Origin of the sequence: Chitinophaga rhizophila (genome assembly GCF_019492185.1) — a bacterium.
Taxonomy (GTDB): Bacteria; Bacteroidota; Bacteroidia; order Chitinophagales; family Chitinophagaceae; genus Chitinophaga; species Chitinophaga rhizophila.
The window spans coordinates 818166-832698 of record NZ_JAICCF010000002.1 but is presented as its reverse complement, the minus strand read 5'-3'; the positions used below and the strand labels follow the sequence as shown (position 1 = coordinate 832698).

Genomic DNA, 14533 nt, shown 5'->3' with positions numbered 1-14533 from the left:
CTTTAGTGTTATGATAATTAGTAAATTAAATCATGGCCAGAGGCAAAACTTTATCAGTAGTATTTAAGAGCAACTTCCAGAATCAAGGCATGTTGTTACCACCAGATATTAATGATCTGATTCCCCAAAACCATCCGGTAAGAACTGTAAACGATGTTCTTGAAAGAGTAGACATTAGCGAACTTGTTCGTCAATACAAGCCAGGGGGTACGAGCAGTTATCATCCCCGTATGTTATTGAAAATATTAGTCTACGCTTATATAAATAATATATACAGCAGCCGTAAAATAGAAGAGGCAGTGAGCCAGCACATCCATTATATGTGGCTTAGCGGCATGAGTACTCCAGATCATAATACAATTAACCGCTTTAGAGGCAAGCGCTTACAAAAGAGTTTACAACCAATATTTACCCAGGTGGTGCTATTGCTGTGCGAGGAAGGTTTACTAAGCATAAAGGATCTATACACAGATGGAACAAAGATAGAAGCCAATGCCAACCGGTACACTTTTGTTTGGGGCAATGCCATTAAGCATAATAAAGAGAAAATTAAACAACAATTGAATGAGCTATGGCAATATGCTCAAAGTGTAGCAGCATCAGAACTTGATGACACAGATCCATCAGGTTTTGATAAAATAGATAAGGAGAAGGTAAGTCAGACAATAGAAAAGATCAATGAGGCATTAAAAGGAGACAAATCAGCGGATAAAAAAATAAAGCAGAAACTTAATTATGCTAAGCGACACTGGCCGGCAGCGCTTGAGAAATATGAACAACAAGAGAAGATACTAGGTGAACAAAGAAGTAGTTATAGCAAAACTGATCCTGACGCCACCTTTATGCGCATGAAGGAAGACCATATGAAGAACGGACAGTTAAAGCCAGCTTACAACGTACAAATCAGTACCAATAATCAATTTATAGCATCTTATAGTGTTCATCAGCAAACTACAGACACTAATACGCTGATCACTCATCTTCAGGATCATATACGTCAATTCCATGGCAAGCCTAATACAGTAAAGGCCGATGCAGGTTACGGGAGCGAACAGAATTACCAATGGTTGGAAAATAAAAAGATCACAGCTTATGTAAAACATAGCCAGTTTGATCGTGATCAAAATAATCTTCTACGTAGCAAAAAGCCTTATACGATAGACAAATTAGAATACGATCCTGTAAAGGACCGTTATTACTGCCCTACAGGCAAACCTATGAAGAAGCTTGGTTCATTTACTTCCACAAGTCGCACCGGCTATGAGCGGACCATTACTCGTTATCAGGCTAAAAACTGTGAAGGATGTCCTTTAAGAAGCGAGTGCCATCAACAGAAAGGCAATCGAATTATTGAAGTCAACCATAACTGGAATAGGCTAAAACAGAAAGCTGATAAGCGATTGAAAACCAAACGAGGCATCTGTAAACGTAAGCAGCGTTGCTTCGATACCGAACCTGTGTTCGCCAATATTAAGCATAACCACCACTTTAAACGCTTCATGCTTAGAGGCATAGACAAGGTTAGTATCGAAATGGGGTTATTAGCCTTAGCCCATAATCTAAGAAAGAAAGTGGCATAAAAAGCCTTAAATATCCCTCAAACAACTCTATCACATCCCTATATACTCCATATAGTACCCTATTGATATCAGTTCAAGAGTAAATAGTAATTAGCATATAGCACGCTATACAACCGTATATAAAAATAAAGAGGATGCCTCTTTATTTATGAGACACCCTCTTTTTATTTAATACTGATCGTCCAGCGCAAATATCGGTTTCCTGTTTATCCACTGGCCCCGTGTAAAATCAGGGATGTACTGCACATTACCCCCTTCAGCCACAGACTGTTCACTGAGTGGTGTAATAGCGTACCAGGTTGCCAGATCATACACATCCAGCGCATAAGGCGCACCTCTTTTCACACTCTCAATGAACGAGTTGATCACAAACCAGTCCATCCCTCCATGGCCTGCGCCCGCCGCACTACTTGTGTAGCGCTTCCACAGCGGATGATCATATCTCGCCATATAACTGTTAGCGTCTTTTGTATTGCCTGCTTTCTCCCACTCATCATAAGGACTTTTCCCTTCTACATAAATGGCATCCAGATCGTCCATCCAAAGTCCATTAGTACCTTGTACACGGAAATTGAGGGAGTAAGGACGGGGGGAATTGGTATCATGCGACAACATGATAGTCTCTCCATTATTGGTGCGGAGCAATGTTGAAACAATATCTCCCAGTTTGAACTCCACCTTTGCATTTGGATGATTTTCTCCACCGTTGTCAACAATGTATTTATGCAATCCCCGGGCTTTTGTTGCGACTGAGGTGAGCGACAACAGGCGATTACCCCGGTTGATGTTGATCATGTTTGCAACGGGGCCTAGCCCGTGAGTAGGATAAAGATCACCATTCCGATATACACTGTGGTTGGTTCGCCACCTGGCTTCTGACATAGCTTTTTCACCAAATTCTACACCACCGCCATACAGTTGTTTGCCGTTATTAAACTTCACCTTCCGTAAGTCATGCTGATAACCGCCCTGCAGGTGTGTAAGTTCACCGAAAAGCCCCTGCCGCACCATATTCAGCACAGCCATCACATCCCTGCGATAACATACATTCTCCATGCCAAATACCTGTACGCCAGTGTCTTCGCTGGCATTAACAAGGTTCCAGCATTCCTGTATATCAGACGCGCCACAGACTTCAACTGCTGGCGTTTTACCTGCTTTCATAGCAGCAATTGCCTGTATTGTATGCCATTCCCATGGCGTAGCAATGATTACAGCGTCAATGTCGTCACGTTTAAGCATGTTACGAAAATCTTCCGGACCATTGCTGTATTCAGCTACCTTTTTCTTGGATCCATAAGCTTTTGAGATAAGTTCTCGGGATTTTGGAATTGCCCACTGTGTATCAGGGTCGCAGATTGCGGTAACATCTACGTCATCTCTTTGGAGACACAATTCAAGATGCCCTTGTCCGCGGGCACCTACACCAATCAGTCCTACCCTTACTTTTTCTTTTTTGATGTCTGCAAAGAGGCGGGCAGGAGTATTAAGGAGGGCTAATCCTACACCTGCTGCCACAGTGGTTTTGAGAAAGTTTCTCCTGTGAAATTGCTGCTTTTTCATGCGTTGTTTGGTTTTAGCTCTTGCTAAAAGAAGACTGCTGGTGTATTAGTAGCTGGTAGAATAAAAATAGAGAAATTGCGCAATAGTTGCTATCATCAATGATAAAATAGTTGTAAGTTCTATTTTATTTTGCCTTTCCCTGCATCAATTTTATCATGGTGTATGCTATACGCTCTATTAAATATTATTTTAGTTCGATGTGATATAACGTGTGAATTAACAGGTCTACGAGAATAACAGGTCTTAAGAAAATCAATTAACAGGTCTTATACTACTGATTGTGTCCGGTAATCAGTCCGGTTCCACGAAAAGTCAAACATTAGAGATGAAAAAGTTCTTACTAACAGCAGGGCTTTGCTGCTCCCTTGCGGCTGCTCATGCGCAGGAGATCGCACCTTATGGCGCATTACCCTCTAAAGCTCAGCTGGACTGGCAGCATATGGAATACTATATGTTCATCCACCTGGGTCCTAACACGTTTACAGATAATGAATGGGGACATGGAGACGAGGACCCGAAAGTCTTTAATCCGTCACAATTGGATGCCCGTCAATGGGCGCGTACCGCCAAAGAGGCTGGTATGAAGGCTATAATTATTACCGCCAAACACCATGATGGCTTCTGCCTGTGGCCAAGTAAATATAGTACACATACAGTGAGAGAAAGCTCCTGGAAGGACGGTAAAGGTGATGTGCTAAAGGAACTATCCGAAGCATGTAAAGAATATGGGCTGAAGTTTGGCGTATACCTTTCTCCATGGGACCGGAATCACCCTGCTTACGGTACGCCGGAATACAACCAGGTATTTGTTAATACGCTCGATGAAGTACTCAGTGGTTACGGCCCTGTCTTTGAGCAGTGGTTTGACGGTGCTAACGGGGAAGGTCCGAATGGCAAACGCCCGGTATATGACTGGCCACTTTTCCACAAGACTGTATATAAAAATCAACCCAATGCTGTCATCTTCAGCGATATAGGACCTGGATGCCGCTGGGTAGGTAATGAAGATGGAATTGCTGGTACTACTAACTGGTCTACTTTAAATGTAACCGGGTTTACGCCTGGTAAGGGTGCTCCTGCACAGTCAGTATTAAATGAAGGTAACATAAACGGAGAGAAGTGGATACCTGCTGAATGTGATGTGTCCATCCGCCCGGGATGGTTCTACAGTCCTTCTACGGATGATAAGGTGAAGAGCGTACAACAACTACTGGATATCTACTACGGCTCGGTAGGCCGGAATGGGAATATGTTGCTGAATGTGCCGGTTGACCGACGAGGTCTGATTTATAAGGCAGACTCTATCCGCCTGATGGAGTTCAGAAAGATGCGTGAAGCAAGCTTTAAAGTAAACCTGGCAAAAAATGCTAAAGTAACAGCCACAGAAACCCGGAAGGGTAATGCCAAAGTATCTGCGCGCAACCTGACAGATGGCAAAACTGATACATATTGGGCTACGCCGGACAACATACAGAAAGGCTCCATCACATTAAAATTTACGAAAGCAACGACTTTCAACCGCCTGGTTGTACAGGAATATATCACTCTCGGACAACGTGTAAAGGCTTTTAACATAGAGGTGCTGGAGAATGGTGTATTCAAAGAAATTGCTAATGCAACCACTATAGGCCATAAACGTATCCTGTCGTTTCCTGATGTGACTACTACGCAGGTGCGTATCAATATTCAGGATGCCCTGGCTTGTCCGGTGATTAGTGAAGTGCAACTTTTCAGAGCGCCTGGTTTACTGGCAGTACCAATGATCCAGCGTAATAAGAACGGCGAAGTGAGCATTACCTGCTCTTCTTCTGATCCGGAATTACACTACACATTGGATGGGAAGGAACCAACTTACAAGTCGCCTAAATATACTGGTTTCATCTCACTGCCTCAGGGAGGCGTGGTAAAAGCGAAGGCTTTCCTGGAAAAAGGAAAAGTTTCCAGCACAACAGTATCGGCGGTATATGACATAGCCCCGGCTAAATGGCGGGTAATTTACACGGATGGACAGGCAGCAGGCGCTGACCCTGACAGGGCGATAGATGGCAACCCTAATTCGTTCTGGATGACCAACTACCAGCCGGATGCCTCTAAATATCCGCATGAAATTCAGGTTGATATGAGTGAGTCGCTGACTTTGAAAGGGTTCACTTATACTCCTCGTCACCAGACAGTACGTTCAGGTACCATTTATGGGTATGAGTTCTATGTAAGCGAAGATGGGGAAAACTGGGGATCTCCGGTTGCACATGGCAATTTCGCTAACATTGCAAACAATCCTGTAATGCAGACTATCAAATTTAATAAGCCGGTTAAAGGCCGTTATATCAGATTAGTCGCCACAGCTCCAGCCAATGATAATGAGCACTGGGCCAGTGTGGCAGAGCTGGGCATTATCACCAGATAAATAAACTATTGATTTTCAAAACGTCCCCGCCAATCTGGCGGGGACGTTTGTTTTATATATGTTTAAATATGCTATGTTGGCCCGTAATTTGCAACTACCTATTTGGTAATTTAACTTTTAGTCTTGAATTTTTTGTCGGCGAAGAAAAAATAATATTATAACTTTGCGTTTGATTTAAAATAAAGACAGTTTTTAACAATTTAATGCTGAACTGAAGTTGGAAAACTTTGCGGCCCATAATCTTTCTGCATATCATCCTTCTCTGATGGAAGGAGAGTACTCTATTGGGTTCAATGTCTTTAGATATCTTTCCCGACGACCTCGTATTTGATAGTGTCCGCTTACATAATGCACACTATCGCAGCACCGTGACAATTCTTAGTCACAGTAGGTGTTTTTCTATCCAGTAATGGATTCCAGATATTAATTTATTGCTTTACGTTTTCAATTGACACAATTGGAAAATCCGAATATCATTGTCAGGGTTGCGACCACTGACGATAAGCATTATGGCAAAACCATCACAGATGAGATGGAGGCTTCCGCCAAAGCGCGTGGAACAGGTATTGCCAAACGTTCTCCCGAGTATGTTCAACTGAAGATGGAAGAGGGGAAGGCTGTTATCGCATTAACAGATAAAGGCGAATGGGTAGGCTTCTGCTACATAGAAGCCTGGGGGCACGATAAATTTGTGGCCAACTCAGGGCTAATCGTAAACCCTGCTTTCAGAGGGCATGGTGTGGCAAAAGCCATCAAACACCGCGTCTTTGAATTGTCCAGACAGAAATATCCGGATGCAAAAATATTTGGTCTCACAACCGGCCTCGCCGTGATGAAGATCAATTCTGAGCTTGGCTATGAACCTGTAACCTATTCAGAACTAACTGATGATGACGAATTCTGGAAAGGTTGCCGTAGCTGTGTTAACTTTGAGGTGCTGACAAGCAAAAACCGTAAGAACTGTCTTTGTACTGCTATGCTCTACGATCCTGTTGAGAAGGCAAAAGAAGAAGCTGAGAAAGAAGCGCAGAGAAAAGCTGCTCTCCAGATTAAAACAGACGGTACAACAGCCCCTCAGCCACAAATACTGGTCGCTGCTGACGGTCAGATCAGACACCATAAGAAACCAAGGAAGTTCAAAGAGAACTTCAAGCTATTTGAAAGATGGCTGCGTTTTAAAAGATTTGTACTGCTGCAAAGCAGTAAGGACAACGTGAGCGGTGGTGGAGCACCCTCCAGCAGAAAGCGTTTCTTTCTGTTCAATATATTTTAAAGGATCATTTTTTTATTATAGCGCGTCACCCATACACTGGTATGGTGGAGCAGCACAATCTTATCATAAATGAAAAAAGTAGTACTTGGATTTAGCGGAGGACTTGATACTTCCTATTGCGTAAAATACCTGACTGAAGAAAAAGGGTATGAAGTGCATTCAGTAATCGTCAATACCGGTGGTTTTTCAGCAGAAGAACTGGAGGAAATTGAGAAGCGCGCATATAGCCTGGGAGTAAAGAGTCATAAGACCGTAGATGCAATACGTTCCTATTATGATAGTGCTATCAAATACCTCGTATTTGGTAACGTGCTGAAAAATAACACCTACCCGCTGAGCGTAAGCGCTGAGCGCGTTACACAGGCGCTGGTTATCGCGCAGCATGTGAAAGATCTGGGCGCTGACGCTGTTGCTCATGGTAGCACCGGCGCTGGTAACGACCAGGTACGTTTTGACATGATCTTCCATATCATGATTCCGGGTGTAGAAATCATTACCCCAATCCGTGATATGAAATTGAGCCGTGAAGAGGAGATCGCCTACCTGAAAGGTAAAGGCGTACAGATGAACTTTGAAAAAGCAGCTTACTCTATCAATAAAGGCATCTGGGGTACATCCGTGGGCGGTAAAGAAACACTGACCTCTGATGGCTTCCTGCCTGAAGAAGCATGGCCTACACAGCTGACAAAAGAAGGACTTGAAAAAGTATCCCTCCAGTTTGTGAAAGGTGAACTGACTGGTGTCAACGGCAAGACCTTTACACACCCTTCAGAAGCAATCCAGCACCTGCAAGAGCTGGCTGGCCCCTACGCTATCGGCCGCGACATCCACGTAGGCGATACCATCATCGGTATCAAAGGCCGCGTTGGCTTTGAAGCTGCTGCACCTGTAGTCATTATCAAAGCACACCACGCGCTGGAAAAACACGTACTTACTAAATGGCAGCTGAGCTGGAAAGATCAGTTATCCCAATTCTATGGTAACTGGTTACATGAAGGCCAGGTAATGGACCCGGTAATGCGTGATATTGAAGCTTTCCTGCAGCATAGCCAGGAACACGTAACCGGCGAAGTTTTTGTTACACTGCAACCTTACCGTTTCCAGGTAACTGGTATCAAGTCTGAATTTGATCTCATGAGCAGCAAATTTGGTAAATACGGTGAGATGAACAGCGGTTGGAGCGGCGAAGACGTAAGAGGCTTCAGCAAAATATTCGGTAACCAGACTATGATCTGGCATCAGGTTGCAGACAGTGCCAAAGGCAAATAGCCATCGGCGTAAAACAGAAGAAAATGGCAAATGACAAGAAAATAAAAGCAGGGATCATTGGTGGAGCTGGTTATGGTGGTGGAGAAATGATCCGTCTTTTATTGAATCATCCCAATGTAGAAATTGCTTATGTTAATAGCCGGAGTAATGCCGGCAACCCCCTTTATGCGGTACACGCCGACCTGCTGGGGGAAACCGAAATGACCTTCTCTGCTGATGTACACAGTAATATCGACGTACTGTTCCTCTGCCTGGGTCATGGAGAAGCAAAGAAATTTGTACAGGATACTGATATCGCTCCGGCAGTAAAAATCATAGACCTAAGCCAGGATTTCAGACTTGGTGAATCTGTGAAAGACCGTGAGTTTGTATACGGTCTTCCAGAAATGCAACGTGAAAAAATCATTACTGCAAATAATATTGCTAACCCAGGTTGTTTCGCAACAGGTATCCAGTTAGGATTGTTGCCACTGGCCAAAGCGGGTTTGCTGACAGAAGTTCATACTACCGGTATCACTGGATCAACCGGGGCAGGACAGAGTTTACAGGCTACTTCCCACTTTACATGGAGGGCCAATAACATCTCTACCTACAAAGTACTGAGCCATCAGCATCTGAAAGAAATACGACGAAGTCTGCAGCTGTTGCAGCCTTCCTTTACCGGAGATGTCAATTTCGTACCGGTTCGCGGAGATTTTCCTAGAGGTATCTGGGTAACTTCTTACCTGCAAAGCGACTTATCGCTTGAAGAAGCGCAGCAGCTGTATAAAACCTATTATGCAGGCCATCCGTTCACGCATTTAAGTGACAAACAGATAGACCTCAAGCAGATCGTAAATACCAACAAGTGTTTACTGCAGCTGGAAAAAGTGGGTAATAAACTAATCATCCACTCCATCGAAGATAATCTGTTGAAAGGTGCGTCAGGACAGGCGGTTCATAATATGAACCTCATGTTCGGGTTTGAGGAAACTGCTGGTTTAAAGCTGAAGTCTATCGTATTCTAAACTATGCCCGGCTATTGCCGATTATTTACAATCCTCCCGCAGCACACGGGAAACAATCTGAGCTACCATGCAATTATTCGACGTATATCCCATCAACGATATCACTATAGAAAAGGCTGCCGGTTCCAATGTATGGGACGAAAAAGGCAACCAATATCTTGACCTGTACGGTGGTCACGCCGTGATCTCTATCGGTCACACTCACCCACATTACGTACAACGGTTAACTGATCAGCTGAATAAAGTAGGGTTCTATTCCAACTCCATCAAAATACCACTGCAGCAGCAACTGGCAGAGAAACTGGGTAAGATCTCCGGTAAGGAGGATTATCAGTTATTCCTTTGTAACTCTGGCGCTGAAGCTAATGAGAACGCACTGAAGTTGGCTTCTTTCCATAACGGGAAGAAGAAGATTATCGCGTTTAAAAAGTCGTTCCATGGCAGAACATCGCTGGCAGTAGCAGCGACCGACAATCCGAAGATCATGGCTCCGGTGAACGAAACTGACAATGTGGTATTCCTGCCATGGCAGGATGAAGCTGCGCTGGAAGCAGCCTTCAACCAATATGAGGTATCTTCAGTGATCATTGAAGGTATTCAGGGTGTAGGCGGTATTCAGGTTGCAAGTGAGTCCTTCCTGCAAAAGATCAGAAGCCTGTGCGATGCCCATAATGCTGTGTTCATCGCAGATAGCGTACAGTGTGGTTATGGCAGAAGCGGTAAGTTCTACTCTCATGACTTCGCCGGTGTAAATGCAGATATTTATACCATGGCAAAGGGTATGGGTAATGGCTTCCCGGTCGGAGGTATCATCATCGCGCCTCATATTAAAGCTTCTTACGGACTGTTAGGTACCACATTTGGTGGTAACCACCTGGCTTGCGCTGCGGCACTGGCTGTGCTGGAAGTGATTGAAAAAGACAACCTGATCGCTAATGCAGCCAAAGTAGGCGGTTACCTGATCGAGCAACTGAAAGCATTCCCGCAGGTGAAAGAAGTAAGAGGAAGAGGCCTGATGATAGGTATTGAATTACCTGAGGAGCTGAACCATGTAAGAAAAGAATTGTTGTTTAAGCACAGGATCTTTACCGGTGAAGCTAAGCCAAACGTGATCAGACTGCTGCCTTCCCTGGCTCTTACCATGGAACACGCAGATCAGTTCCTCACTGCATTCAAACAGGAAGTTGAGAAAAACTAACATCAATCATCATCAGAGCCATACTAACAAATGAAACAATTTATTTCCGTAGATGATGTTCCAAGTGTCCCGCGTTTAGTGGATATAGCACTGGACTACAAAAAACAGCCTTTCAAAGACAGAGCATTAGGTGAGAACAAAACACTGGGTATGATATTCCTGAACCCCAGTCTGCGAACACGTCTGAGTACGCAGGTGGCGGCAAAAAACCTGGGAATGGAAGTGGTAGTATTCAACATCGATAAGGAAGGCTGGCAGCTGGAAATGAATGATGGCGCTGTCATGAACGGTAATACATCGGAGCATGTGAAAGAAGCTGCCGCCGTTATGGGCCAGTACTTCGACATCATGGCTATCCGTACATTCCCGGGCCTGAAAGACAAAGAAGCTGATTACAAGGAAAAATATATCAACCAGTTCATCAAATATGCAGGCGTGCCTGTAGTAAGCCTGGAAAGCGCTACACTGCATCCGCTGCAGAGTTTAACAGACGTAATCACTATCAAGGAACAATGGCAACAGCCACGCAGACCGAAAGTAGTGCTGACCTGGGCACCTCACGTAAAACCATTGCCACAGGCTGTTCCAAACTCTTTCGCTCAATGGATCAACGCCTGGGGCGAAGCAGACTTTGTGATCACTCACCCGGAAGGATATGAACTGGATCATAAATTCTCCGGTAACGCTCAAATCGAATACAATCAGGATAAAGCCCTGGAAAACGCAGACTTCGTATATGTGAAGAACTGGTCTTCTTATAAAGACTATGGCAAGATCACCTGCACCGACAGTAGCTGGATGGTAACTAACGACAAACTGAAAGGTACCAACCAGGCTAAAGTAATGCACTGCCTGCCTGTAAGAAGGAATGTAGTAATTGCTGACGAAGTGCTGGACGGGCCACAGTCTATCGTTATCCCGGAAGCGGCTAACCGCGTATGGGCAGCCCAGGCTGTATTAAGCGAGATCTTAAAAGGCAATATCGTATGATCGATCTGTTCGTAATAAAAGTAGGCGGTAACGTCATCGATAATCCAACCCTGCTGGATGCTTTTCTACAGAAATTCGCCGCCATCCAGGGAAAGAAAATACTGATCCATGGGGGTGGCAAAATTGCCACCCGCATTGGTGATCAGCTGGGTATACAATCAAATTACGTAAATGGTCGCCGCATTACTGATGCTGCTACTATCGACGTAGTAACAATGGTATATGGTGGACTGGTCAACAAACAACTGGTTGCAAAACTGCAGACTAACGGATGTAACGCTATCGGTCTTACCGGTGCAGACGCGAATATCATCCCTGCGGTAAAACGCCCGGTAAAAGAAATAGATTTCGGATTTGTAGGAGATGTGAAACCGGAAGATGTACAGTCAACTGCGCTGAAAGCCCTCTTGGAAGCTGGTATGACACCTGTATTCGCACCGCTTACACACGATACCAAAGGACAGATCCTGAATACCAACGCTGATACAATCGCCTCCTCCCTCGCAATAGCGCTGTCTGCACACTATAACGTAAGACTGATCTACTGCTTTGAAAAGAAAGGTGTATTGCATGATGCTAATGATGATAACGCGGTCATCAACCTGATAGATCGTGTGATCTATGAAGAATTGAAAGCTGATAACGTACTGACAGACGGAATCCTGCCTAAACTTGAAAATGCTTTCGCAGCTATTGAAAGTGGTGTGGCAGAAGTGCTGATAGGTCACGCTGATGACGTACAGAGCAACACCACAGACACAGTAGCGGGTACCTTAATACGCTAAACCTATGTGGAACCAACAACTGTATGATGATGCAGTAACATTATTAAAAGGGATGATCTCCATTCCTTCCCTCAGCAGGGAAGAACAGGGGACTGCCCAACTGATCGCTGATTTTCTCAAAGAAAGAAATATTCCTTATCAGCAACACCTGAATAATATCTGGGCAAAGAACAAATACTTTGATCCTGCTAAACCGGTAATTGTTTTCAACTCTCACCACGACACCGTTAAGCCTAACCCGCAATATACCCGCGACCCCTTTTCTCCTGATGTCATCGATGGTAAACTATATGGCCTCGGTAGTAACGATGCCGGCGGTTGCCTCGTTAGTCTGATCGCTACCTTCCTGCATTTCTATGAACGCAGCGATCTGAAATATAATATTATCCTGACAGCTACAGCAGAAGAAGAGATCAGTGGCAGAAATGGTATCGAAAGTATCCTTTCACAATTACCGGCTATCGACTTCGCTATCGTTGGCGAGCCCACTTTGACGCAGCTCGCAACTGCTGAAAAAGGACTAATGGTGCTGGATTGTACCGTCCATGGTAAAGCCGGTCACGCTGCCCGCGATGAAGGAGAAAATGCGTTCTATAAAGCGCTGCCAGACCTGGAATGGTTCCGTACCTTCCGCTTCCCGAAAGTATCTGATACACTGGGCCCCGTGAAAATGAGCGTTACCGTGATTAATACTTCCAATAAAGCACATAACGTTGTACCGGCTGATTGTACCTTCGTGGTAGACGTGCGGGTTACTGAACAATATACATTGGAAGAAGTGCTTGAAATCATCCGTGCTAACGTTAAATGTGAAGTCACGCCAAGATCCATGCGTATGCGCCCTTCCGGTATTCCTTCGGAACATCCGTTTGTACAGGCAGGACTGCGCCATGGTAAATCAACATACGGTTCACCTACCACTTCCGATCAGGCATTGATACCGGCTACCTCCATCAAAATGGGCCCCGGCGATTCCGCCCGTTCACATACGGCAGATGAATATATTAACCTGGACGAAATACACCAGGGAATAGATAGTTACATTAAATTACTCGAAGAAATCCTGTAGAATATGAAAATATGGCAAAAAGATAAGACTGCACTGGCAGAAGTGGACAAGTTCACAGTAGGCAAAGACCGTGAAATGGACGCTTATCTCGCGCCATTCGATGTGCTGGGCTCATTGGCGCATACGACTATGCTGGAAAGCATTGGTCTGCTGACCGCAGATGAACTGACAATCCTCCGGAAAGAGTTAAAGCAGATATACAAAGAGATCGAGGAAGGTAACTTCGTACTGGAAGATGGTGTGGAAGACATCCATTCCCAGGTGGAATTACTGCTGACCCGCCGGCTGGGAGAAGTCGGTAAAAAGATCCATAGCGGCCGCTCCCGCAATGACCAGGTTCTCGTTGATCTGAAACTGTTCCTGCGCCATGAACTGGAAGTACTGGTAGGCGAAGTAAAGCAGCTGTTCGATCTGCTGCAACAGAAAAGTATCCAGTACAAAGATCAGCTGATACCAGGATATACACACCTGCAGATCGCTATGCCATCCTCCTTCGGATTATGGTTCGGCGCTTATGCTGAAAGCCTCGTAGATGATCTGACTGTATTGCAGAGCGCCTATAAGGTTGTTAATAAAAACCCATTGGGATCTGCCGCTGGTTACGGTTCCTCTTTCCCGCTGAACCGTACTATGACTACGCAATTACTGGGTTTCGATGACCTGAACTATAACGTGGTCTATGCACAGATGGGGCGCGGTAAGACGGAAAAGATCGTTTCCTTCGCACTGGCAGGTATAGCGTCTACACTGGCTAAAATGTCAATGGACGCCTGTCTTTTCATGAACCAGAACTTCGGTTTTATTAGTTTCCCTGATGAACTGACCACTGGTTCCAGCATTATGCCGCACAAGAAGAATCCGGACGTGTGGGAACTGATCCGCTCTCATGGCAATAAGCTACAGGCTTTGCCTAATGAAATAGCGATGATGATTACTAACCTGCCAAGCGGTTATCACCGTGACCTGCAATTACTGAAAGAAAATCTTTTTCCTGCCTTTGGTGTATTAAAAGATTGTCTGAAGATGGCAGGACTGATGCTGGAGAATATCCGCATCCGCGAGAATATCCTGAATGACGATAAATACCGTTACCTCTTCAGCGTAGAAGTAGTAAACCGCCTGGTACTGGACGGTGTGCCCTTCCGTGAAGCGTACAAACAGGTAGGACTGGATATAGAGAAAGGCAACTTTGCACCTGACCAGACCGTGCAGCATACCCATGAAGGTAGCATTGGTAACCCGGGTAATGCAGAAGTAAGCCGTATGATGGATGAAGTGATGAACGGCTTTCCATTTGATAAAGTAGCTGCCGCCGTGAAAAAGCTGTTGGCTTAAGCTGATAATAGCATAAAAGAAAGCGGGTGATAGTATCATACTTTCACCCGTTTTCTT

The 14533-nt window shown here is 44.8% G+C and carries 11 protein-coding genes; 10 read left to right on the top strand and 1 reads right to left on the bottom strand.

What is annotated here, in order from left to right:
* Positions 1 to 32 precede the first annotated feature (32 nt).
* Positions 33 to 1580: an IS1182 family transposase gene (locus K1Y79_RS12340; RefSeq protein ID WP_220250331.1), complete on the top strand. Its 1548-nt coding sequence runs from the start codon at positions 33 to 35 to the stop codon at positions 1578 to 1580.
* A gap of 168 nt (positions 1581 to 1748) precedes the next feature.
* On the opposite strand, the gene K1Y79_RS12335 is transcribed toward K1Y79_RS12340, so the two are convergent.
* Positions 1749 to 3143: a Gfo/Idh/MocA family protein gene (locus tag K1Y79_RS12335; protein WP_220250330.1), complete on the bottom strand. Its 1395-nt coding sequence runs from the start codon at positions 3141 to 3143 to the stop codon at positions 1749 to 1751.
* A gap of 325 nt (positions 3144 to 3468) precedes the next feature.
* Here K1Y79_RS12335 and K1Y79_RS12330 point away from each other — a divergent pair, with 325 nt between their 5' ends.
* From K1Y79_RS12330 to argH, 9 genes are all read left to right on the top strand, one after another.
* Entirely contained in the window at positions 3469 to 5550 is a 2082-nt protein-coding gene (locus K1Y79_RS12330; protein ID WP_220250329.1) for a discoidin domain-containing protein, read from the top strand.
* A 457-nt stretch (positions 5551 to 6007) separates the two neighbouring features.
* On the top strand, positions 6008 to 6823 hold the full coding sequence (locus tag K1Y79_RS12325; RefSeq protein ID WP_236059583.1) for a GNAT family N-acetyltransferase: 816 nt from the start codon (positions 6008 to 6010) through the stop codon (positions 6821 to 6823).
* A 69-nt stretch (positions 6824 to 6892) separates the two neighbouring features.
* Positions 6893 to 8092, top strand: a complete 1200-nt coding sequence (locus K1Y79_RS12320) for an argininosuccinate synthase (protein WP_220250328.1) — start codon at positions 6893 to 6895, stop codon at positions 8090 to 8092.
* 23 nt (positions 8093 to 8115) lie between these two features.
* Positions 8116 to 9099: an N-acetyl-gamma-glutamyl-phosphate reductase gene (gene argC, locus K1Y79_RS12315; RefSeq protein WP_220250327.1), complete on the top strand. Its 984-nt coding sequence runs from the start codon at positions 8116 to 8118 to the stop codon at positions 9097 to 9099.
* Positions 9100 to 9166: 67 nt separating this feature from the next.
* The gene (locus tag K1Y79_RS12310) at positions 9167 to 10297 is read left to right on the top strand and encodes an aspartate aminotransferase family protein (protein WP_220250325.1); all 1131 of its coding nucleotides are present in this window, start codon (positions 9167 to 9169) and stop codon (positions 10295 to 10297) included.
* 30 nt (positions 10298 to 10327) lie between these two features.
* Positions 10328 to 11287: an N-acetylornithine carbamoyltransferase gene (locus K1Y79_RS12305; protein WP_220250323.1), complete on the top strand. Its 960-nt coding sequence runs from the start codon at positions 10328 to 10330 to the stop codon at positions 11285 to 11287.
* The gene (gene argB / locus K1Y79_RS12300) at positions 11284 to 12072 is read left to right on the top strand and encodes an acetylglutamate kinase (RefSeq protein WP_220250322.1); all 789 of its coding nucleotides are present in this window, start codon (positions 11284 to 11286) and stop codon (positions 12070 to 12072) included. Before K1Y79_RS12305 ends, argB begins: the two co-directional genes overlap by 4 nt.
* A 4-nt stretch (positions 12073 to 12076) precedes the next feature.
* Positions 12077 to 13141, top strand: a complete 1065-nt coding sequence (locus tag K1Y79_RS12295) for a M20 family metallo-hydrolase (protein ID WP_220250320.1) — start codon at positions 12077 to 12079, stop codon at positions 13139 to 13141.
* 3 nt (positions 13142 to 13144) lie between these two features.
* Complete coding sequence (argH, locus tag K1Y79_RS12290) at positions 13145 to 14476, top strand: argininosuccinate lyase (protein ID WP_220250319.1); 1332 nt, start codon at positions 13145 to 13147, stop codon at positions 14474 to 14476.
* The last annotated feature ends 57 nt before the right edge of the window (positions 14477 to 14533 follow it).